This window comes from Pseudomonas monteilii (assembly GCA_001534745.1).
Lineage (GTDB): Bacteria > Pseudomonadota > Gammaproteobacteria > Pseudomonadales > Pseudomonadaceae > Aquipseudomonas > Aquipseudomonas alabamensis.
In genome coordinates, this window is the sequence record CP013997.1 from 1,125,266 (window position 1) to 1,145,605 (window position 20,340).

Genomic DNA, 20,340 nt, shown 5'->3' on the forward strand with positions numbered 1-20,340 from the left:
CGCTTGCGACCGCCAGGTCGCAGGCTGCCCTTGCCAGGCCTGCCCGTTGCCGATCGCCTGGGCAGTGGCCGATTTCCTCAGCTGCGTTGTTATTAGTCAATTTTGGAGTGCTTACAACAATGGCAAAAATCGTCGACATCAAAGGTCGTGAAGTTCTCGATTCGCGTGGCAACCCCACCGTGGAAGCCGATGTACTGCTCGACAACGGCATCGTTGGCAGCGCCTGCGCGCCTTCCGGTGCCTCCACCGGCTCGCGCGAAGCGCTGGAGCTGCGTGATGGCGACAAGAGCCGCTACCTGGGCAAGGGCGTGCTGAAGGCCGTGGCCAACATCAATGGCCCGATCCGTGACCTGCTGCTGGGCAAGGACCCGGCCGATCAGAAGGCGCTGGACCGTGCCATGATCGAGCTGGACGGCACCGAGAACAAGGCGACCCTGGGCGCCAACGCCATCCTCGCCGTCTCGCTGGCTGCCGCCAAGGCCGCCGCGCAGGACCAGGACCTGCCGCTGTACGCCCACATCGCCAACCTCAACGGCACGCCAGGCCAGTACTCTATGCCGGTGCCGATGATGAACATCATCAACGGCGGCGAGCATGCCGACAACAACGTCGACATCCAGGAATTCATGGTGCAGCCGGTCGGCGCCAAGACGTTCTCCGATGCGCTGCGCATGGGCACCGAGATCTTCCATCACCTCAAGGCGGTGCTCAAGGCCCGTGGCCTGAGCACCGCAGTCGGTGACGAAGGCGGCTTCGCGCCGGACCTGGCGTCCAACGAAGACGCACTCGGCGCCATCGCCGAAGCCGTGAAGAACGCCGGCTACACCCTGGGTACCGACGTGACCCTGGCCCTGGACTGCGCGGCTTCCGAGTTCTACGAAGGTGGCAAGTACAACCTCTCCGGCGAAGGCAAGTCCTTCGACGCCGAAGGGTTCGCCGACTACCTCAAGGGCCTGACCGAGCGCTTCCCGATCATCTCGATCGAGGACGGCCTGGACGAGTCCGATTGGGCAGGCTGGAAGATCCTCACCGACAAGATCGGCGAGAAGGTCCAGCTGGTGGGTGACGACCTGTTCGTGACCAATACCAAGATCCTCAAGGAAGGCATCGACAAGGGCATCGGTAACTCGATCCTGATCAAGTTCAACCAGATCGGCTCGCTGACCGAGACCCTCGAAGCCATCCAGATGGCCAAGGCAGCCGGTTTCACCGCGGTCATCTCGCACCGTTCGGGCGAAACCGAAGACTCCACCATCGCCGACCTGGCCGTCGGTACCGCAGCAGGTCAGATCAAGACCGGCTCGCTGTGCCGTTCCGACCGCGTGTCCAAGTACAACCAGCTGCTGCGTATCGAAGAGCAGTTGGGTGCCAAGGCCGCCTACCACGGTCGTGCCGAGTTTCGCGGCTGAGCGATAGATGGTAAAAAGACAGCTGCCCAGGTGCTCTGACACGTCGCACTGACGTGTCGAACCCTTCAGGTGGCGTTCTGTCGAAGAAGCCTGGCCTCGGCCGGGCTTCTTGCTGTCCGACGCGCCGAAGCGCTGGCCTTTTCACTCCCGGATGACCCCTGATGCGCAGTCCCTATTGGTTGTTCCTGATCCTGCTCCTGCTCCTGGGAGGCTTGCAATACCGCCTGTGGGTGGGCACTGGCAGCCTTGCGCAAGTCAAGGAACTCACGCAGCAGATCGCTGACCAGCATGCCGAGAACGAACGGCTGCTCGAGCGCAACCGTGTCCTGTACGCCGAGGTTCTGGAACTCAAGAAGGGCATGGAGACCGTCGAGGAGCGCGCGCGTCACGAGCTGGGCATGGTCAAGGAAGGGGAAACCCTGTACCAGTTGCCGAAATGAGCCAGCCCTTGCCTCGCTTCTGGGCCGTCGTGCCCGCCGCCGGTGTCGGTGCCCGCATGGCCGCCGATCGCCCCAAGCAATACCTGACAGTGGCCGGGCGCACCGTGCTCGAACACACCCTGGCCTGCTTCCTCGACCATCCCGCGCTGTTGGGCGTGGTGGTCAGCCTGGCGGACCACGATCCTTACTGGCCCCACCTCGCGTGCGCGACCGACGAGCGCATTCGCCGGGCGGCAGGCGGGCGTGAGCGTGCCGACTCGGTACTCAACGCCTTGCAGGTCTTGCAGGAGCAGGGCGCTGCCGACGAGGACTGGGTGCTGGTCCACGATGCCGCACGGCCGAACCTGGCGCGCAGCGACCTGGACCGGCTGCTGTCGATGCTGGCCGATGACGCGGTGGGCGGCCTGCTCGCCGTGCCGGCCCGGGATACCCTCAAGCGGGCGGGTGCGGACGGGCGCGTCAGCGCGACCCTGGATCGCAGCACGGTCTGGCAGGCCTTCACACCGCAGATGTTCCGGTTGGGGATGCTGCACCGGGCCCTGGCCGACTGCCTGGTCGCCCAGGTCACGGTGACCGACGAAGCCTCGGCCATCGAGTGGGCAGGCCAGGCGCCGAGGCTGATCGAAGGGCGAGGGGACAACCTCAAGGTGACCCGTCCCGAAGACCTGGACTGGTTGCGCCAGCACTGGTCCGGCCGCGCCTGAAGACAGGTTGCCGGGTCGCTGCCGCGTCCCGGTTCAGTCGCTGCGGTACTGAGGCAACTGCGCCAGGCCTTCCTTGAGGTAGTCCACCAGGCGCCGGACCTTCGGCGACAAGTGCCGCTGCTGGGGGTACAGGGCCCATACGGCCGTGTTGGGCGGCTGGTGCGCTTCCAGCAGGGGCACCAGCGCGCCGCTGTGCAAGTGCTCGAGCACGTAGTAGTCGGGCAACTGACACAGCCCCATGCCCTGAAGCGCCGCATCCAGCACGGCCTGGCCACTGTTGCAGCGCCAGTTGCCCTGTACCCGCTGACTCAGCTCCCGGCCATTCTGCTGCAGGATCCACAGGTCCGAACTGCCGATCAGGCAATTGTGCCGGGCCAGCTCCGACAGGCTGTGCGGGCGGCCATAGCGGGCCAGGTAGGAGGGCGAGGCGCACACGTACATGCGCCGGGGCGCCAGGCGCGTGGCCACCAGCCGTGAGTCCTGCAGGCGGCCCAGGCGAATGGCCAGGTCCATGCCTTCGTGCAGCAGGTCCAGCGGTCGATTGGTCAGTTCCACGTCCACGCGCAGCTGCGGGTAGAGCGCCATGAAGCGCGTGACCAGGGGCACGATGAAGCGCTCGCCGTAGGCCACCGCACAGGTGGTGCGCAGCAGGCCCTTCGGCTCGCTGGCCAGATCGCCCATGGCCCGCAGCGCCTCTTCGCGACCGTCCTGCAGGCGCTGGCAGTGATGCAGAAAGGTCTGCCCGGCCTCGCTCAGGGTGACCCGCCGGGTGCTGCGGTAGAGCAGACGCGTCTGCAGGCGCTCTTCCAGTCGCGCGACCTGACGGCTGATGTGCGAAGACGACACTCCCAGCCGCTCGGCCGCAGCGGTGAACTGGCCCGACTCGGCCACCGCAACGAACTCGTCGATGCCTTCCCAACGGCTGTGCATGGATTGTCCCTGTACGGCAATAATGTTTTGTGAGCGGCCCGATTATTCATCAAAAGCCGATCAATTACACTCGAAGGCTGATTCGAGCCATTGTCTGGAGAGCATTGATGATCAAGTCCCGTGCCGCCGTCGCCTTCGAAGCGAAGAAACCCCTCGAAATCGTCGAAGTCGACGTGGCCATGCCCAAGGCGGGCGAAGTCCTGTTGCGCGTCGTGGCGTCCGGTGTCTGCCACACCGATGCCTACACCTTGTCGGGCGCCGACCCGGAGGGCATCTTCCCGTCGATCCTCGGCCACGAGGGTGGGGCGATCGTCGAGGCCGTGGGCGAGGGCGTGACCTCCGTGGCGGTCGGCGACCATGTCATCCCGCTGTACACGCCCGAATGCGGCCAGTGCAAGTTCTGCAAGTCCGGCAAGACCAACCTGTGCCAGGCCATCCGTGCCACCCAGGGCAAGGGCCTGATGCCGGACGGCACCACGCGCTTCTCCTACAAGGGTCAGCAGTTGTTCCACTACATGGGCACCTCGACCTTCTCCGAGTACACCGTCCTTCCGGAAATCTCGGTGGCCAAGATCCAGAAGGAAGCGCCGCTGGAGAAGGTGTGCCTGCTCGGTTGTGGCGTGACCACCGGCATCGGCGCCGTGCTCAACACCGCCAAGGTCAAGCCGGGCGACACCGTGGCCGTGTTCGGCCTGGGCGGCATCGGTCTGTCGGCGATCATCGGTGCGGTCAAGGCCAAGGCCTCGCGCATCATCGCCATCGACATCAATCCGGCCAAGTTCGAGATCGCCAAGCAGCTCGGTGCCACCGACTGCATCAACCCGAAGGACTATGACCGTCCGATCCAGGAGGTCATCGTCGACCTGACCGACGGCGGCGTCGACTTCTCCTTCGAGTGCATCGGCAACGTGCAGCTGATGCGCGCAGCCCTGGAATGCTGCCACAAGGGCTGGGGCGAGTCGGTGATCATCGGCGTCGCCGGTGCCGGTCAGGAAATCGCCACCCGTCCGTTCCAGCTGGTCACCGGTCGCGTCTGGCGCGGTTCGGCGTTCGGCGGCGTGCGTGGGCGCAGCGAGCTGCCCAGCTATGTCGAGATGTCGGAGAAGGGCGAGATCCCGCTGGACACCTTCATCACCCACACCATGGGCCTGGAAGACATCAACAAGGCCTTCGACCTGATGCATGAAGGCAAAAGCATCCGCAGCGTCATTCACTTCTGAGGTCTGCCATGAGTCTGGAGAACATCTCCTGCCAGAAGAGCTTCGGTGGCTGGCACAAACGTTACCGTCACACCTCGCAGACCCTGGGCTGCGAGATGGTCTTCGCCGTCTACCTGCCGCCCCAGGCCGAGCAGGGCGAGAAGCTGCCGGTGCTGTACTGGCTCAGCGGGCTGACCTGCACCGACGAGAACTTCATGCAGAAGGCCGGTGCCCTGGGCCTGGCGGCCGAGCTGGGCATGATCATCGTCGCGCCCGACACCAGCCCCCGTGGCGATCAGGTGCCGGGCGACCCGGACGGGGCCTGGGACTTCGGCAAGGGGGCAGGTTTCTACCTCAATGCCACCCAGCAGCCGTGGGCCCAGCATTACCGCATGCACGACTATGTGGTGAACGAGCTGCCTGCGTTGATCGAAGCGCATTTCCCGGCGTCCGACCAGCGCAGCATCAGCGGTCACTCCATGGGCGGGCACGGCGCACTGGTCTGCGCCTTGCGCAACCCGGGGCGTTACCGCTCGGTCTCGGCGTTCTCGCCCATCAGCAACCCGATGGATTGCCCCTGGGGCGAGAAGGCCTTCTCGCGCTACCTGGGCGACGACCGTGCGCGCTGGCGGGAATGGGACGCCAGTGTGCTGTTGGCCGAAACGCCGGCGGGTCAATGTCCGCCGCTGCTGGTGGACCAGGGCGATCGCGACGATTTCCTCGACCACCAGCTCAAGCCTCAGGCGCTGGAGCAGGCGGCACGCAAGGGCGGCCATGCGCTGACCCTGCGCCTGCAGCCAGGTTACGACCACAGCTACTACTTCATCGCCAGCTTCATCGATGAGCACCTGCGCCACCATGCCGTGGCGCTGGGACGGGTCTGAGCCCGTGCCGCTGAGCATGCCGCGCACCTGAACGTCAGCGCGCCCAAGCGTTGCCAAAGCAGGTAGAATCACGCCCTGAATCCATCAGGGCGTTTTTCTATGCGTATTGGCCATGGCTACGATGTGCACCGCTTCACCGACGGTGCGTTCATTACCCTGGGTGGGTTGCAGATCGCCCACACCCGCGGCCTGCTGGCCCACTCCGATGGCGACGTGCTGCTGCACGCCTTGAGCGATGCACTGCTCGGCGCGGCCGCGTTGGGCGACATCGGCAAGCATTTCCCGGACACCGATCCGCAGTTCAAGGGGGCCGACAGCCGCGTGCTGCTGCGCCATGTGGTCAGCCTCGTGCGGGCCAAGGGCTGGCAGGTCGGCAACGTCGACGCCACCATCGTCGCCCAGGCGCCGAAAATGGCGCCGCACATCGAGCGCATGCGTGCCCTGATCGCCGAAGACCTCGGCGTGCAGGTCGACCAGGTCAACGTCAAGGCCACCACCACCGAGAAACTCGGTTTCACAGGCCGTGAGGAAGGGATCGCCGTGCATGCGGTCGCCTTGTTGCTGCCCGCATGAACGAGCCGCAACTGCTGGGCCCTCGGGCCTATGGCGAAGCGCTCGGCACGGCCGTGCTCAAGGCGGTGGCCGAAGACTTCCAGGTCGATGAAGTGCTCGACCTTCCCTTGAGTGGGCAGGGCGAGCACCTGTGGCTGTGGGTGGAAAAGCGTGACCTGAACACCGAAGAAGCCGCGCGTCGCCTGGCGCGTGCCGCCGGCGTTCCGGTACGGGCCATCAGCTACGCCGGGCTCAAGGATCGCCAGGCGCTGACCCGTCAGTGGTTCAGCCTGCACCTGCCGGGCAAGGCCGACCCGGACCTCACGCGTGCCCAGGACGAGACCCTGCGGGTCCTCACGCAAACGCGGCACTCACGCAAGCTGCAACGTGGCGCCCATTCGGCCAATGGTTTCACCCTGCGTCTCACCGCACTTCAGGCCGATCATGCGGCCCTGGACGCCCGCCTGGAGCAGATCGCTCGGCGCGGCGTACCCAACTATTTTGGCGCGCAACGTTTCGGGCATGCCGGTGGCAACGTACAGGACGCCCAGGCCTGGGCCGAACGGGGCGCTCTGCCGGAGCAGCGCAACACCCGCTCGCGTCTGCTCTCCAGTGCGCGCAGCTTCCTGTTCAACCAGGTGCTGGCCGAGCGCGTCCAGGCCGGCGACTGGCAGCACGCGATCGTGGGCGACCTGCTGGCGTTCACCGACAGCCGCAGCTTTTTCCCCGCCGATGCACAGACCTGTGAAGATCCGCGCCTGGCGCTGCTCGACCTGCACCCGACCGGCCCGTTGTGGGGTGAAGGCGAGCCGGCCACCGACGGGGCGCCCGGCGCACGGGAGCGCGCGATCGGCGCACGTCATGCGGCCCTCTGCCGCTGGCTGGCGAGCGCTGGCCTGAAGCAGGAGCGGCGTGTGCTCCGGCTCCCTATTGGCGCGCTGACATGGCATTATCCCGAGCCTGATACCCTGCAACTGGAATTCGTCCTGCCGGCTGGATGCTTCGCCACCGTTCTGGTACGCGAACTCGTCGATCTGCTGCCGGCAGGGCCTTTGGAAAGCCCATGCGTATTCTGATTTCCAATGATGACGGTGTCACCGCACCGGGCATCGCCGCGCTGCATGCGGCACTGGCCGACCACGCCGAGTGCGTGGTCATCGCCCCGGACCAGGACAAGAGCGGTGCCGGCAGCTCGCTGACGCTGGATCGTCCCTTGCATCCCACGGTCCTGGGCAACGGCTTCATCAGCCTCAACGGTACGCCGACCGACTGTGTGCACCTGGGGCTCAACGGACTGCTGCCGCAGACGCCGGACATGGTCGTCTCGGGCATCAACCTGGGCGCCAACCTGGGCGACGATGTGCTGTACTCGGGGACCGTGGCCGCGGCCCTGGAAGGGCGTTTTCTCGGCGGCACGTCGTGGGCCTTCTCCCTGGTGTCGCGCCAGCCGGACAACCTGCCGACCGCCGCGTACATCGCCCGGCGGCTGATCGAGGCGCAGGCGCGCCTGCAGCTGCCACCGCGTACCGTGCTCAACGTCAACATCCCGAACCTGCCGCTCGAGCGCATCCGCGGCCTTCAGCTGACCCGCCTGGGCCATCGCGCCCGCGCCGCCGCGCCCACCAAGGTGGTCAACCCGCGTGGCAAGGAAGGCTACTGGATCGCCGTGGCCGGGGATGCCGAGGACGGCGGTCCGGGAACGGACTTCCATGCGGTGATGCAAGGGTATGTCTCGATCACGCCACTGCGCCTGGACCGGACCTTCAACGAGGCATTCGAGAGCCTGGATGGCTGGCTGGAGGGGGTGCTGTAATGCGTCGGGAAAACGACCAGTACCACGGCATCGGCATGACCTCGCAGCGCACCCGCGAGCGTCTGATCCAGCGTCTGGGCGAGGAGGGCGTGTCCAACCCGCAGGTGCTCGACGCGATCCGTCAGACGCCCCGGCACCTGTTCGTGGACGAAGCCCTGGCGCACCGCGCCTACGAAGACACCGCCCTGCCCATCGGCCACAACCAGACCATCTCGCAGCCGTACATGGTCGCGCACATGAGCGAGCTGCTGCTCGAAGCCGGCCCCCTGGACAAGGTGCTCGAGATCGGTACCGGCTCGGGCTACCAGACAGCCATTCTCGCGCAACTGGTCGAGCGGGTGTTCTCGGTCGAGCGCATCCAGAGCCTGCAGGACCGCGCCAAGGAGCGGCTGCAGCAACTGACCCTGCGCAACGTGGTGTTTCGCTGGGGCGACGGCTGCGAGGGGTGGCCGGCGCTGGCTCCCTACAACGGCATCATCGTCACGGCGGTGGCGCCCCAGGTGCCTCAGGCGCTGCTCGATCAGCTGGCGCCCGGTGGGCGGCTGGTGATCCCGGTCGGCATGGCCGGCGAGCCCCAGCACCTGATGCTCATCGTGCGCGAGGACCACGGATTTTCCCGGCGGGTGCTCGGTACGGTACGCTTCGTGCCATTGCTGAACGGCCCGTTGGCCTGAAGCACGACGGATTTTTTGCACGGTCGACGAATTCCGCGGTCATTGCCCTGTCTATCAGGCGGTGCCGCGACGGTGGCGCACAGCGCGTCCAGCACTGGGCATCGCGGCAATTCGACTCGGCCATGGAAGACAACTTTGCGATCAAGATCGTCAGACGAGAGGAAGCGGCGGGTGGGGCATACAATCATTGAGCAGCGCAAGGCGTGGACCGGCAACCTGCTGTTGCCGATCGTATTGGCGCTGGGGGCTCTGCTGACCGGTTGCTCCAGTTCGGGTTCCAACAGCGCGAGCGTGGTCGACCGCAATGCCAGCGCGCCCAAGCGCCAGGCCGTGACTTCCGGTCAGTACAAGGTCAGGCCGGGCGACACCCTGTATTCCATCGCCTTCCGCTATGGCTGGGACTACAAGGAGCTGGCGGCGCGCAACGGCATCGGCGCGCCCTACACCATTCATCCTGGCCAGACCATCCGCTTCAGCAGCGGCTCCTCCGGCAGCACCACGGTGGTCTCGAGTCCGTCCTCGTCGAGCAAGACCACGGTGACGCGACGCGTGGTCGGCACCACACCTGCCGTGGCACAGACGACCACCACCACCGCGTCGAGCGGCAGCAGCACCACGGTGACGAAAGTCCCTGCGGCCGAGGTATCGGCCGGGGGCTGGATGTGGCCTGCCAACGGGGTGGTCATCGGCAAATTCGCTTCAAACGGCAGTTTGAATAAAGGCATTGATATCGCAGGTGATTTGGGACAGCCTGTTTTTGCTGCGTCCAATGGGTCAGTGGTGTACGCCGGTAGTGGATTGAGGGGCTACGGCGAACTGATCATCATCAAGCACAGCGATACCTACGTGAGTGCCTACGGTCACAACCGCAGGCTGTTGGTTCGGGAGGGGCAAACCGTCAAGGCAGGGCAAACGATCGCTGAAATGGGGTCCACGGGCGCTGATCGGGTAAAGCTGCACTTTGAAATTCGTCGTCAAGGCAAACCCGTCGATCCGCTCCAGTTTCTGCCACGCCGCTGATGACTGCATCCAGCCTGTTCTTGCGTAAAGGGACAGGCTCAAGCGCCGCCAGGGAAAAAGGTGACGCTCGAGTCTGAGTTCGAACTCAGCAAAGGACTATAACAATGGCTCTCAGCAAAGAAGTGCCGGAGTTTGACATCGACGGCGACCTGCTCATCATGGAAGCGGACGTCGTGTTGGAAACGGAAGAGGTGTCGGACGAACCTGCTGCTTCCCCGGTTCGGACAAAGGCCAGGCAGGGCGCTTCATCCAAACAGCACAAGTACATCGACTACACGCGCGCACTGGATGCCACCCAGCTGTACCTCAACGAGATCGGTTTTTCGCCCCTGCTGTCGCCCGAGGAGGAAGTGCACTTCGCGCGTCTGTCGCAGAAGGGTGATCCGGCTGGCCGCAAGCGCATGATCGAAAGCAACCTGCGCCTGGTGGTGAAGATCGCTCGCCGCTACGTCAACCGCGGGCTGTCGCTGCTGGACCTGATCGAAGAGGGCAATCTCGGGCTGATCCGCGCCGTGGAAAAATTCGACCCGGAGCGGGGGTTCCGATTCTCCACCTACGCCACGTGGTGGATCCGCCAGACCATCGAGCGCGCCATCATGAACCAGACGCGCACCATCCGTCTGCCCATTCATGTGGTCAAGGAGCTCAACGTCTACCTGCGGGCAGCCCGTGAACTGACCCAGAAACTCGATCACGAACCCTCGCCGGAAGAGATCGCCGCGCTGCTGGAAAAACCGGTGGCCGAGGTCAAGCGCATGCTCGGGCTGAACGAGCGGGTATCCTCGGTGGACGTTTCCCTGGGGCCGGACTCTGACAAGACCCTGCTCGACACGCTGACCGACGATCGTCCCACCGACCCGTTCGAGCTGCTGCAGGACGACGATCTCTCCCAGAGCATCGACCAATGGCTGGGCGAGCTGACCGACAAGCAGCGGGAGGTGGTGATTCGACGCTTTGGCCTGCGCGGGCATGAAAGCAGCACCCTGGAAGACGTCGGGCTGGAGATCGGTCTGACCCGCGAGCGGGTACGGCAGATCCAGGTCGAAGGGCTCAAGCGCCTGCGCGAGATCCTGGAAAAGAACGGGCTCTCCAGCGAGTCGTTGTTCCGTTAGGCCGCACAGGTGCCATGCCGCCTGAAGGGCGGTAAATTGGCGCTTGGGCACATCAGGACAGGGCAATGGGCGCTCGCGAACAGCCGCCCTGGCACGTGTGATGGATCGACCATCGCGCTGGCCAGGGCGGCTTTTTCATGCCCTGTCGTTCGGGCGGGCCAGGGCAACGACGAGCCTGGGCCTGGCACCTTCAGCCGGAAGCAGGCGCGTGCTGCCTGTGGTATGACTTCCTCTGTAGGACATTGCTCACAAGAAAGGTAAGCCAACAGCAGGAACAACAGTAAACAGTTAGCGATTGCAGCTGTTGGATAATTTCAAGCCATTGATTTCAAAGCAGTTTTATAACTGTAACTTAAGGTTTGGCTGAATTGATTTGAGAGGTATTGCGCTTGTTCGGCGCGGGGAAACCGCTAGTATTCGAACTGTGCCCACGGACGCGGCACGGTCGACACGGACGATGACCAGGACATCGCAGGACGCGATTCATCAGGACGATGACAAGGAATACAGGGACCAGGGACGAAAAGTGGGCGGGCAACCGCCCCTTTTTTTGCGCTCGAAAAAGCGTCGAAGGCGATAGGGCCCGGAACAGGCCCGACGCCAGCCCCCTCGCGCAAGGCGACGGGGTGCTGGAGGGTCATGCCGGGGGCATCAACGCGCCAGGTACTGGATCTTGCCAGGCGTGCCGTCGAATTCCTTGGCTTCCGGCAGTTCGTCCTTCTTCTCGGTGATGTTCGGCCAGATCTCCGCCAGTTCGGCGTTCAGCTCGATGAAGTTCTCCATGCCAGCCGGGATCTCGTCTTCCGAGAAGATGGCTTGAGCCGGGCATTCCGGTTCGCACAGTGCACAGTCGATGCATTCGTCTGGATGAATGACCAGGAAGTTCGGACCTTCGTAGAAGCAGTCCACCGGGCAGACCTCTACACAGTCGGTGTACTTGCACTTGATGCAGTTGTCGGTGACGACGAAGGTCATTTCTAATTTTCTCCTCAGGCAACGGCAGCGTACCCCCGATACAGGGCAGCGCGGTTCGCGAAAGAGGCCACACGTCAGGCTGGGCGTGTGGCGCTGGCGAACCGCGCGGGATTCTAACAGCTTGTTACGGCACGCGTTATAACAGGTTCTTAAGTTGATATAGCGTTTCGATCGCTTGGCGCGGCGTCATGTTGTCCAGGTCCAGGCCACCGAGCCGATCCATGGCCGGGTGCGGCAGGCTGGCGAACAGATCGCTCTGGTGAGGCGCTGCCGTTGGATGCGACGGTGTCGCCGGAGGTTCCTGCGGCAAGCTGGCGGTTTCCAGCCTGCCCAGGTGCTCTCGCGCACGGGCGATGACCGCACCAGGCACGCCCGCCAGCTGCGCCACGGCCAGGCCATAGCTCTGGCTCGCCGGCCCCGGCAGGACATGGTGCAGGAACACGATGCGCTCGTTGTGCTCGGTGGCCTTCAGGTGCACGTTGGCCACCAGTGGCTGGCTGTCCGGCAGCACCGTCAGTTCGAAGTAGTGGGTGGCGAACAGCGTGTAGGCGCGCAGTTCGGCCAGGCGTTCGGCGGCGGCCCAAGCCAGCGACAGGCCATCGAAGGTGCTGGTGCCACGGCCGACTTCGTCCATCAGCACCAGGCTGCGGTCAGTGGCGTTGTGCAGGATGTTGGCGGTTTCGCTCATCTCGACCATGAAGGTCGAGCGGCCGCCGGCCAGGTCATCGCTGGAGCCGATCCGCGTGAAGATGCGATCGACCAGCGACAGCTCGCAGCGAACGGCCGGTACGAAACTGCCGATGTGCGCCATGAGCACGATCAGCGCGGTCTGGCGCATGTACGTGGATTTACCGCCCATGTTCGGGCCGGTGATGATCAGCATCCGCGTGCTGTCGTCCAGGGTCAGGTCGTTGGCCACGAACGGCGTGGTCAGCACCTGTTCGACGACCGGGTGACGGCCCTGCTCGATGCGCAGGCAAGGGGTGTCGACGAACTGCGGGCAGTTCAGGTCGAGGGTCAGGGCGCGCTCGGCCAGGTTGCTCAGGACGTCGAGTTCGGCCAGCGCCGCCGCGGTGTCCTGCAGCGGGGCCAGGTGGCCGATCAAAGTTTCCAGCAGCGCGTCGTAGAGCATCTTCTCGCGCGCCAGGGCCCGGCTCTTGGCCGACAGCGCCTTGTCCTCGAACGCCTTGAGCTCGGGCGTGATGAAGCGCTCAGCGCCCTTGAGGGTCTGGCGTCGGATGTAGTCGCCAGGCGCCTGTTCGGCCTGGCGGGTCGGCAGCTCGATATAGTAGCCGTGGACCCGGTTGTAGCCGACTTTCAGGTTGGACAGGCCGGTGCGGGCCCGCTCGCGCGTTTCCAGGTCGATCAGGAACTGGCCGGCGTTCTCGCTCATCGACAGCAGCTCGTCCAGCTCGGCGTCGTAGCCGAGCTTGAGCACGCCGCCGTCGCGGATCACCGCCGGCGGGTTGTCGATGATCGCGCGCTCGAGGAGGTTGGCGAGCTCCGGGTAGGTGCCGGCGATGGCGGCCAGACGCGCCAGGTGCGGCGCTTCCAGCTCGGCCATGGCGTTGTGCAGCTCGGGCAGGGCGGCCAGCGCGTCGCGCAGGCGGGCCAGATCCCGTGGGCGGGCATTGCGCAGGCCGATGCGCGCCAGGATGCGCTCGATGTCGCCGATGTCCTTGAGTTGCGGCTGGAGCTTCTCGAAGCGGTAGCCGTCGAGCAGGCAGCGGATCGAGCCCTGGCGCGCCTGCAGGATCTTCAGGTCGCGCAGGGGGCGGTTCAGCCAGCGGGTCAGCAGGCGACTGCCCATGGCGGTCTGGCAGCGGTCGATGACCGACTGCAGCGTGTTGTCACGCCCGCCGGCCAGGTTGACGTCCAGCTCCAGGTTGCGCCGACTGGCGCCGTCGAGGATGACCGTGTCGTCCAGGCGCTCATGACGCAGGCTGCGCAGGTGCGGCAGGGCGGTGCGCTGGGTTTCCTTGGCGTAGGCCAGCAGGCAGCCGGCCGCGCCGATGGCCAGGGTCAGCTTGTGGCAGCCGAAGCCCTTGAGGTCCTGGGTCGCGAACTGCTGGCACAGGCTCTTGCGCGCGGTATCGCGGTCGAAGTCCCACGGTGCCCGGCGCCGACAGCCACGGCGCTTCTCCGCCGGCAGGCTCTGGGGCCAGTCGTCGGGGATCAGCAGTTCCACCGGGTTGATGCGCTCCAGTTCGGCCAGCAGGTTTTCCCAGCCTTTGAGCTCCTGCACGGTGAAGTTGCCGCTGGTGATGTCCAGCACGGCCAGACCGAACAGGCGCTCATCGCCCAGCACCGCGGCGATCAGGTTGTCGCGGCGCTCGTCGAGCAGGGCTTCGTCGCTGATGGTGCCGGGGGTGATGATGCGCACCACCTGGCGCTCGACCGGCCCCTTGCTGGTGGCCGGATCGCCGATCTGCTCGCAGATGACCACCGACTCGCCGAGCTTGACCAGCTTGGCCAGGTAGCCTTCGGCAGAGTGGAAGGGGATGCCGCACATCGGGATCGATTGCCCGGCGGACTGGCCACGGGCGGTCAGGGTGATGTCCAGCAGTTTGGCTGCGCGCTTGGCGTCTTCGTAGAAGATCTCGTAGAAGTCGCCCATGCGGTAGAACATCAACTGGTCTGGATGCTGGTTCTTGAGCTTCCAGTACTGCTGCATCATCGGGGTATGGTGAGAAAGGTCGGACATTCAAGGCCTTGAAACGGTGCGTCAATTAGACAGAAGCGGATCGTCCAATACTACAGGGTTTCGCCAGGCGATGCCGCCCCCGGCTCGCCCGGTCGACGCCTGGACAGGCCAGGCCGGTATCGATGCTAAGGTGAGTCTTCTCACACAAGGAGCCGCCATGACCGCCATCACCGTCCTGTCCCAGCATCTGGGTGAACATCTGACCCGTCTCGGTGCCCAAGTAAGCACGGCCGAGTCGTGCACCGGCGGCGGCATCGCCGAGGCCATCACCCGCGTGGCGGGCAGTTCCGCCTGGTTCGAAGCCGGCTATGTGACGTATTCGAACCGGCAGAAAACCCTGCAGCTGGGCGTGCCCGCCACGTTGTTCGAGACCGTGGGCGCGGTCAGTCAGGCGGTCGTCGAGGCCATGGCCCGGGGCGCCCAGGTCGGCAGCGGTGCGCGTTTCAGCGTCGCGGTCAGCGGCGTGGCCGGCCCGGGCGGCGGTTCGCCTGCCAAGCCGGTAGGGATGGTGTGGCTGGCCTGGGCGGACGGCGAGCAGGTACACAGCGTCAGGCGTCAGTTCGACGGCGACCGACAGGCGGTGCGTGAGCAGACCGTGGTCGCGGCGCTCGAAGGGCTGTTACGTCTTGGTGCAGAGTAAATTGCACGCAGGGGTAGGCGGAAGCCTCACCCTGTGGAATAATACTGGCTACTTATACAGGTATTGAGGCCGTCAGGGCCTTGTCGATCACGTGAGGATTTCAATGGACGACAACAAGAAGCGCGCCTTGGCTGCGGCCCTGGGTCAGATCGAACGTCAGTTTGGCAAAGGCGCGGTCATGCGCATGGGTGACCATGAGCGTCAGGCCATTCCGGCCATTTCCACCGGCTCGCTGGGGCTGGACATCGCACTGGGCATCGGCGGTCTGCCGAAGGGCCGTATCGTGGAAATCTACGGTCCGGAATCGTCGGGCAAGACGACCCTGACCCTGTCGGTCATCGCCGAAGCCCAGAAGAGCGGCGCCACCTGCGCTTTCGTCGACGCCGAGCACGCGCTGGATCCCGAGTACGCCGGCAAGCTGGGCGTCAATGTCGACGACCTGCTGGTCTCGCAGCCCGACACCGGTGAGCAGGCCCTGGAAATCACCGACATGCTGGTGCGCTCCAACGCCGTCGACGTGATCATCGTCGACTCCGTGGCCGCGCTGGTGCCCAAGGCCGAGATCGAAGGCGAGATGGGCGACATGCACGTCGGCCTGCAGGCTCGACTGATGTCCCAGGCGTTGCGCAAGATCACCGGTAACATCAAGAACGCCAACTGCCTGGTGATCTTCATCAACCAGATCCGCATGAAGATCGGCGTGATGTTCGGCAGCCCGGAAACCACCACCGGTGGTAACGCGCTGAAGTTCTACGCCTCCGTGCGTCTCGACATCCGCCGTACCGGCGCGGTGAAAGAGGGCGACGAGGTCGTGGGCAGCGAAACCCGCGTCAAGATCGTCAAGAACAAGGTCTCGCCACCGTTCCGCCAGGCCGAGTTCCAGATCCTCTACGGCAAGGGCATCTACCGCAACGGCGAGATCATCGACCTGGGCGTGGCCCACGGGTTCGTGGAGAAGTCCGGTGCCTGGTACAGCTACAAGGGCAGCAAGATCGGCCAGGGCAAGGCGAACGCCGCCAAGTACCTGCAAGAGAACGAGGCCGTTGGCGCCGAGCTCGACAAGCTGATCCGCGACAAGCTGCTCAACGCAGGTGCGGTCGCGGCGGCCGGCAAGGCAGCGGCGGCCGAAGCTAGCGCTGACGACGTCGCTGACGCCGACGCCGGTAACTGATCGGCCCATGTCCGCCGTACTCGATACCCCCGTCGCGGTGCGGCGGACGGCCATGGACCTGCTCGCGCGACGCGAGCACGGGCGTGTCGAGCTGACACGCAAGCTGCGTCAGCGCGGCGCCCCGGACGAGTTGATCGAGCCTGCGCTCGATCGGCTGGCCGAGGAAGGTCTGTTGAGCGAAGCACGCTACCTCGAGCATTTCATCTCTTACCGAGCCAACGCCGGTTATGGTCCTGCGCGGATTCGCGAGGATCTGGGTCAGCGTGGGTTGGACAGAGGTGATGTGGAGCAGGCCCTGCGCGACAGCGGTGTCGATTGGGCGGCGCGGTTGCGCGATGTCTGGCAGCGCAAGTTCGCAGGCGAGCGGCCTACCGAGCCCAAGCGCCGGGCTCAACAGATGCGCTTTCTGGCGTATCGGGGATTTTCCATGGACATGATCGGTCGTCTGCTCAGCGGCCGGGACCTGGACGAGTGATCGCTCTACCCTGACCGCCGTTCGGCGGAGCAGGGTAGCCGTCGTTCAGTAAGCCTCTTCGGTCACGTGGCAACACGTGCCGATCCATTCCACAAGGCCTTACTTCTTCTTGCCACCGGCACAGGTCGCAGCGTTGAACACCTGCTGATCGATGGGGCGGTTGGTCTTGTATTCGGTGAAGTCATAGCGCAGCACGGCACCTTTGGCCATCAGCTGGCGGAACCCCGGGTTATGGCAGACGCTGTTACCGAGCTGGTCGCGCACCTTGTCGGGGTTGGAGCGCATTTCGGCCGCATGGCTGGTGCGCACGCTCAGGTGGTTGATCAACTGATTGCCTTCGACGGTGTAGCCCTGGTCGAGGATGTCTTCGTTGATGGCGCGCGGCGTGCCGACGCTGCTTTCCTGGGCAACCTTGTTCAGCATCTGGGAGAGTTCGTACTCCTGCTTGGAGGCGGCTTCAGCGGCCAGGGGCAGCGCAAGCGCCAGGCTCAGGGTCGGGACAATAAGGCGTAGCATGCATCTCTCCTGTTCGTTGACTGGCGCTTTGACAGGTGTCACGCCAGGGTGTTCCGTGCTGACGGCTCGGAGTATACAAGCCGGCACGGCGGATCGCTCGTGCGACGCGGCAAACCGTCGACCTCTGGTAGACTGTCGGTCCTTTCGCCGCTCCCGAGTCTTTCTCGTGTTCATCATCGTTTCCTCGCCGGTCGCTCAACCATGAGCCATGCCGTCGCCCGACTGCGTGCCGAACGCCTGGCCCGCAGCAGCAAGCCGTTCATCGCACGCGGATCTCGTGCGCCACGCTGTGCCGAGTGCCGCGTCATCCACAGCCATTGTCTGTGCCAGTGGACGCCGCGCGTCGACGCGCAGGCGGGCATGTGCCTGGTCATGCACGACACCGAGCCGTTGAAGCCCAGCAACACCGGCTGGCTGATCGCCGACGTGATCGAAGACACCTCGGCTTTCGGCTGGCAGCGCACCGAGGTCGACGAGCGCCTGCTGGCCTTGCTCGACCACCCGCAGTGGCAGCCCTACATCGTCTTTCCAGGTGAGTTCGTGGCGCCCGAACGTGTCGTGACCGAGGTGGGCACGGTGCCCGGCAAACGGCCGCTGTTCATCCTGCTCGACGCCACCTGGACCGAGGCGCGCAAGATGTTCCGCAAGAGCCCGTACCTGGAGCGTTTTCCCGTGCTGAGCCTGGAAGCCGAACAGATGTCGCGCTACCGGCTGCGCCGCTCCAAGCGCGACGATCATTTCTGCACTGCAGAGGTGGCCGCGATGTGCCTGGAGTTGGCAGGCGACACCCAGGCGGCCCGGGCGCTGGATGCCTACCTGGACGTCTTCAGCATCCATTACCTGAGCGCCAAGCAGCACCGGGCGATCGACCCGCAGGATACGGCGCACCAGCAACTGAGCGCTTTTCTCTGACCGCGTCGTCGACCTTGAAGCCGGCTTTGGCTTGACCGTCCCGGGCGCGCTGGGCATGCTTGGCGCCGCTCCCCGACGCGAGTGGCCCAGGCCGCTCGACCTGCCACCCGTACTGTGCGTCACGCACCGATTCGCCCGCCTGCTGCGCGACGTCGCTGCCGGCACACCACAGGATCCATGAACCGATGGCCACCTACGACATCCTGATAGCCGACGATCACCCGCTGTTCCGTAGCGCGTTGCGCCAAGCCGTCACCTTGGGGCTTGGGCCCGACGTGCGCCTGGTCGAGGTGGCGAGCATCGCCGAACTCGAAACGCACCTGGCGGAAAAGGCCGACTGGGACCTGGTGCTGCTGGACCTGAACATGCCCGGCGCCTATGGGTTCTCCGGCCTGGTGCTGCTGCGGGGTCAGTATCCGCAGATTCCGGTGGTGATGGTGTCGGCTCAGGAAGAGGCAGCCGTGGTGGTCAAGTCCCGCGAATTCGGGGCCAGTGGGTTCATCCCCAAGTCCAGTACCCTCGACGTGATCCAGAACGCCGTGCAGCAGGTGCTGGACGGTGACGCCTGGTGGCCGCCCCAGGCCTTCGACAAGGTCGACGTGTCCGCCGAAGCCAAGGCCGCCAGCGAAGGGCTGGCAAGCCTCACCCCCCAGCAGTTCCGCGTATTGACCATGGTCTGCGAAGGCCTGCTGAACAAGCAGATCGCCTACGAGTTGAACGTGTCGGAAGCCACCATCAAGGCGCACGTGACCGCGATCTTCCGCAAGCTGGGCGTGCGCACGCGGACCCAGGCAGCCCTGTTGCTGCAACAACTGGAATCAGTCGCCACGCATTGAAGCGCCGACAGGCCTCCTTTCTCGTTCGTGCTCGCAGTAGAATGCGGGCCCTTTCACGGTACAGTAGCTCTTCATGTCGCCATTCAAAGGCCGCACGGGCCTGAAACGCATCGTCAACGCTGCAGGCTATTCCTTCGACGGCCTGCGCGCCGCCTTTCTGGGCGAAGCTGCGTTTCGCCAGCTCGTCCTGCTCAACGTCATCCTGGTACCGCTGGCCTTCTGGCTGCCGGTCAGCCGCGCCGAGCGCGCGATCCTGGTCGCCGTCTGCCTGCTGGGGCTGGTCGTGGAGCTGCTCAATTCCGCCGTGGAGGCCGCCATCGACCGGATCTCCCTGGAGCGCCATCCGTTGTCGAAGAACGCCAAGGACATGGGTAGCGCCGCGCAACTGGTGGCATTGACGGCGATCGCCCTGGTCTGGGGCATCATCCTGCTCTGAGTGTCAGGCGATCGATGGCAGCACGATTTCGTCGCTGCGCCGCACGCCGGCGGTGAAGGTGCGGCACAGTTCGAGGAACTCGCGCATGGCCGAGGTCTGGTACTTCTGCTTATGCCAGATGAAGTAGAACTGCCGGGCCAGGTCCAGCTCGGGGGTTTCGACGGGCACCAGGCTGCCACGCCGGAAGGCGTCGCGCAGCGCCAGCCGGGAAATGCAGCCGATCCCCAGCCCTGACTCCACGGCACGCTTGATGGCCTCGGTGTGTTCCAGCTCCAGGCGAATGTCGAGGTGGGCACGGTGGTGACGCATGGCCTGATCGAAGGTCAGTCGCGTGCCCGAGCCCTGTTCGCGCAAGATCCAGGCCTCACCACACAGGGTGTCCAGAGTGGCCTTGCCGACGCCGGCCAAAGGGTGTTGCGGGGCGCAGAACACCACCAGCTCATCCGCGACCCAGGGCTGCACCTCGAGGTCGGGATGATTGCAGTCGCCTTCGATCAGCCCCAGGTCGATCTCGTAGTGCGCCACTTGTTGCACGATGTGGGCGGTGTTCTGCACGTGCAGCTTCACCTGGCTTTCCGGGTGGCCCTGCATGAAGCTGCCGATCAGCAGGGTCGCCAGGTAATTGCCGATGGTCAGCGTGGCGCCGACCGACAAGGCCCCGAAGCCGGACTTGCCGCCGAGCAGGTCTTCGATCTCCTTGGCCTGGTCGAGCAGGGCGACGGCCTGGGGCAAGAGCTGATGACCCAGCGCGTTGAGGCTCAGGCGTTTGCCTGCACGATCGAACAGCTGGCAGCTGGTCTGCCGCTCCAGTTCGGTGATGGAGGTGCTGGCCGCCGATTGAGACAGCGCCAGCAGGCCGGCTGCCCGTGACACACTCTGGTGCTGGGCGACGGCGACGAAGACTTGCAGTTGACGCAGCGTGAATCGCATATCTATAT

General features: G+C 65.0%; 22 protein-coding genes. 17 read left to right on the forward strand and 5 right to left on the reverse strand.

Annotation, left to right across the window (positions count from 1 at the left end):
• Nucleotides 1-119: 119 nt before the first annotated feature.
• The 3 genes from eno to ispD all read left to right on the forward strand — a co-directional run bounded on the left by eno (nucleotide 120) and on the right by ispD (nucleotide 2,553).
• Entirely contained in the window at nucleotides 120-1,409 is a 1,290-nt protein-coding gene (eno, locus tag APT63_05020; GenBank protein ID AMA45039.1) for an enolase, read from the forward strand.
• Nucleotides 1,410-1,570: 161 nt separating this feature from the next.
• On the forward strand, nucleotides 1,571-1,849 hold the full coding sequence (locus tag APT63_05025; protein ID AMA45040.1) for a cell division protein FtsB: 279 nt from the start codon (nucleotides 1,571-1,573) through the stop codon (nucleotides 1,847-1,849).
• Nucleotides 1,846-2,553 carry a 2-C-methyl-D-erythritol 4-phosphate cytidylyltransferase gene (gene ispD, locus APT63_05030; GenBank protein ID AMA45041.1) on the forward strand — a complete coding sequence of 236 codons (708 nt, stop codon included), beginning with the start codon at nucleotides 1,846-1,848 and terminating at the stop codon, nucleotides 2,551-2,553. Before APT63_05025 ends, ispD begins: the two co-directional genes overlap by 4 nt.
• A 33-nt stretch (nucleotides 2,554-2,586) precedes the next feature.
• Here ispD and APT63_05035 read toward each other — a convergent pair whose 3' ends face one another.
• Complete coding sequence (locus tag APT63_05035) at nucleotides 2,587-3,483, reverse strand: LysR family transcriptional regulator (protein ID AMA45042.1); 897 nt, start codon at nucleotides 3,481-3,483, stop codon at nucleotides 2,587-2,589.
• A gap of 107 nt (nucleotides 3,484-3,590) precedes the next feature.
• Here APT63_05035 and APT63_05040 point away from each other — a divergent pair, with 107 nt between their 5' ends.
• From APT63_05040 to APT63_05075, 8 genes are all read left to right on the forward strand, one after another.
• Nucleotides 3,591-4,703: an S-(hydroxymethyl)glutathione dehydrogenase gene (locus APT63_05040; GenBank protein ID AMA45043.1), complete on the forward strand. Its 1,113-nt coding sequence runs from the start codon at nucleotides 3,591-3,593 to the stop codon at nucleotides 4,701-4,703.
• An 8-nt stretch (nucleotides 4,704-4,711) separates the two neighbouring features.
• Nucleotides 4,712-5,566 (forward strand): S-formylglutathione hydrolase, encoded by an 855-nt coding sequence (locus APT63_05045; GenBank protein AMA45044.1) that lies wholly within the window; start codon nucleotides 4,712-4,714, stop codon nucleotides 5,564-5,566.
• A 99-nt stretch (nucleotides 5,567-5,665) separates the two neighbouring features.
• Entirely contained in the window at nucleotides 5,666-6,139 is a 474-nt protein-coding gene (gene ispF / locus APT63_05050) for a 2-C-methyl-D-erythritol 2,4-cyclodiphosphate synthase (protein ID AMA45045.1), read from the forward strand.
• On the forward strand, nucleotides 6,136-7,194 hold the full coding sequence (locus tag APT63_05055) for a pseudouridine synthase (GenBank protein ID AMA45046.1): 1,059 nt from the start codon (nucleotides 6,136-6,138) through the stop codon (nucleotides 7,192-7,194). Before ispF ends, APT63_05055 begins: the two co-directional genes overlap by 4 nt.
• Nucleotides 7,182-7,931 (forward strand): stationary phase survival protein SurE, encoded by a 750-nt coding sequence (locus APT63_05060; GenBank protein ID AMA45047.1) that lies wholly within the window; start codon nucleotides 7,182-7,184, stop codon nucleotides 7,929-7,931. The genes APT63_05055 and APT63_05060 overlap by 13 nt, the downstream gene beginning before the upstream one ends.
• A complete protein-coding gene (gene pcm / locus APT63_05065) occupies nucleotides 7,931-8,605 on the forward strand; it encodes a protein-L-isoaspartate O-methyltransferase (GenBank protein AMA45048.1) in 675 nt (224 codons plus the stop codon). The genes APT63_05060 and pcm overlap by 1 nt, the downstream gene beginning before the upstream one ends.
• Nucleotides 8,606-8,776: 171 nt before the next feature.
• Nucleotides 8,777-9,625, forward strand: coding sequence for a peptigoglycan-binding protein LysM (locus APT63_05070; protein ID AMA45049.1), 849 nt, complete (start codon nucleotides 8,777-8,779; stop codon nucleotides 9,623-9,625).
• Between the two features lie 104 nt (nucleotides 9,626-9,729).
• A complete protein-coding gene (locus tag APT63_05075; GenBank protein ID AMA45050.1) occupies nucleotides 9,730-10,737 on the forward strand; it encodes an RNA polymerase sigma factor RpoS in 1,008 nt (335 codons plus the stop codon).
• A gap of 651 nt (nucleotides 10,738-11,388) precedes the next feature.
• Here APT63_05075 and APT63_05080 read toward each other — a convergent pair.
• Nucleotides 11,389-11,712, reverse strand: coding sequence for a ferredoxin (locus tag APT63_05080; GenBank protein AMA45051.1), 324 nt, complete (start codon nucleotides 11,710-11,712; stop codon nucleotides 11,389-11,391).
• A gap of 136 nt (nucleotides 11,713-11,848) precedes the next feature.
• Complete coding sequence (locus APT63_05085; protein AMA45052.1) at nucleotides 11,849-14,416, reverse strand: DNA mismatch repair protein MutS; 2,568 nt, start codon at nucleotides 14,414-14,416, stop codon at nucleotides 11,849-11,851.
• Nucleotides 14,417-14,573: 157 nt separating this feature from the next.
• Between APT63_05085 and APT63_05090 the strand changes: the two genes are divergently transcribed.
• From APT63_05090 to APT63_05100, 3 genes are all read left to right on the forward strand, one after another.
• Nucleotides 14,574-15,056: a damage-inducible protein CinA gene (locus APT63_05090; GenBank protein AMA45053.1), complete on the forward strand. Its 483-nt coding sequence runs from the start codon at nucleotides 14,574-14,576 to the stop codon at nucleotides 15,054-15,056.
• Between the two features lie 103 nt (nucleotides 15,057-15,159).
• On the forward strand, nucleotides 15,160-16,227 hold the full coding sequence (locus APT63_05095) for a DNA recombination/repair protein RecA (protein AMA45054.1): 1,068 nt from the start codon (nucleotides 15,160-15,162) through the stop codon (nucleotides 16,225-16,227).
• Between the two features lie 7 nt (nucleotides 16,228-16,234).
• Nucleotides 16,235-16,702 carry a recombinase RecX gene (locus APT63_05100; protein ID AMA45055.1) on the forward strand — a complete coding sequence of 156 codons (468 nt, stop codon included), beginning with the start codon at nucleotides 16,235-16,237 and terminating at the stop codon, nucleotides 16,700-16,702.
• A 99-nt stretch (nucleotides 16,703-16,801) separates the two neighbouring features.
• Here the strand turns inward: APT63_05100 and APT63_05105 are convergent, their stop codons facing one another.
• Complete coding sequence (locus tag APT63_05105) at nucleotides 16,802-17,218, reverse strand: hypothetical protein (GenBank protein ID AMA45056.1); 417 nt, start codon at nucleotides 17,216-17,218, stop codon at nucleotides 16,802-16,804.
• A 201-nt stretch (nucleotides 17,219-17,419) separates the two neighbouring features.
• Here APT63_05105 and APT63_05110 point away from each other — a divergent pair, with 201 nt between their 5' ends.
• The 3 genes from APT63_05110 to APT63_05120 all read left to right on the forward strand — a co-directional run bounded on the left by APT63_05110 (nucleotide 17,420) and on the right by APT63_05120 (nucleotide 19,402).
• Nucleotides 17,420-18,130 (forward strand): hypothetical protein, encoded by a 711-nt coding sequence (locus APT63_05110; protein ID AMA45057.1) that lies wholly within the window; start codon nucleotides 17,420-17,422, stop codon nucleotides 18,128-18,130.
• A 185-nt stretch (nucleotides 18,131-18,315) separates the two neighbouring features.
• The gene (locus APT63_05115) at nucleotides 18,316-18,966 is read left to right on the forward strand and encodes a LuxR family transcriptional regulator (GenBank protein AMA45058.1); all 651 of its coding nucleotides are present in this window, start codon (nucleotides 18,316-18,318) and stop codon (nucleotides 18,964-18,966) included.
• A 73-nt stretch (nucleotides 18,967-19,039) separates the two neighbouring features.
• Nucleotides 19,040-19,402: a diacylglycerol kinase gene (locus APT63_05120; protein ID AMA45059.1), complete on the forward strand. Its 363-nt coding sequence runs from the start codon at nucleotides 19,040-19,042 to the stop codon at nucleotides 19,400-19,402.
• A 3-nt stretch (nucleotides 19,403-19,405) separates the two neighbouring features.
• Here APT63_05120 and APT63_05125 read toward each other — a convergent pair whose 3' ends face one another.
• Complete coding sequence (locus tag APT63_05125; protein ID AMA45060.1) at nucleotides 19,406-20,332, reverse strand: LysR family transcriptional regulator; 927 nt, start codon at nucleotides 20,330-20,332, stop codon at nucleotides 19,406-19,408.
• Nucleotides 20,333-20,340 lie beyond the last annotated feature (8 nt).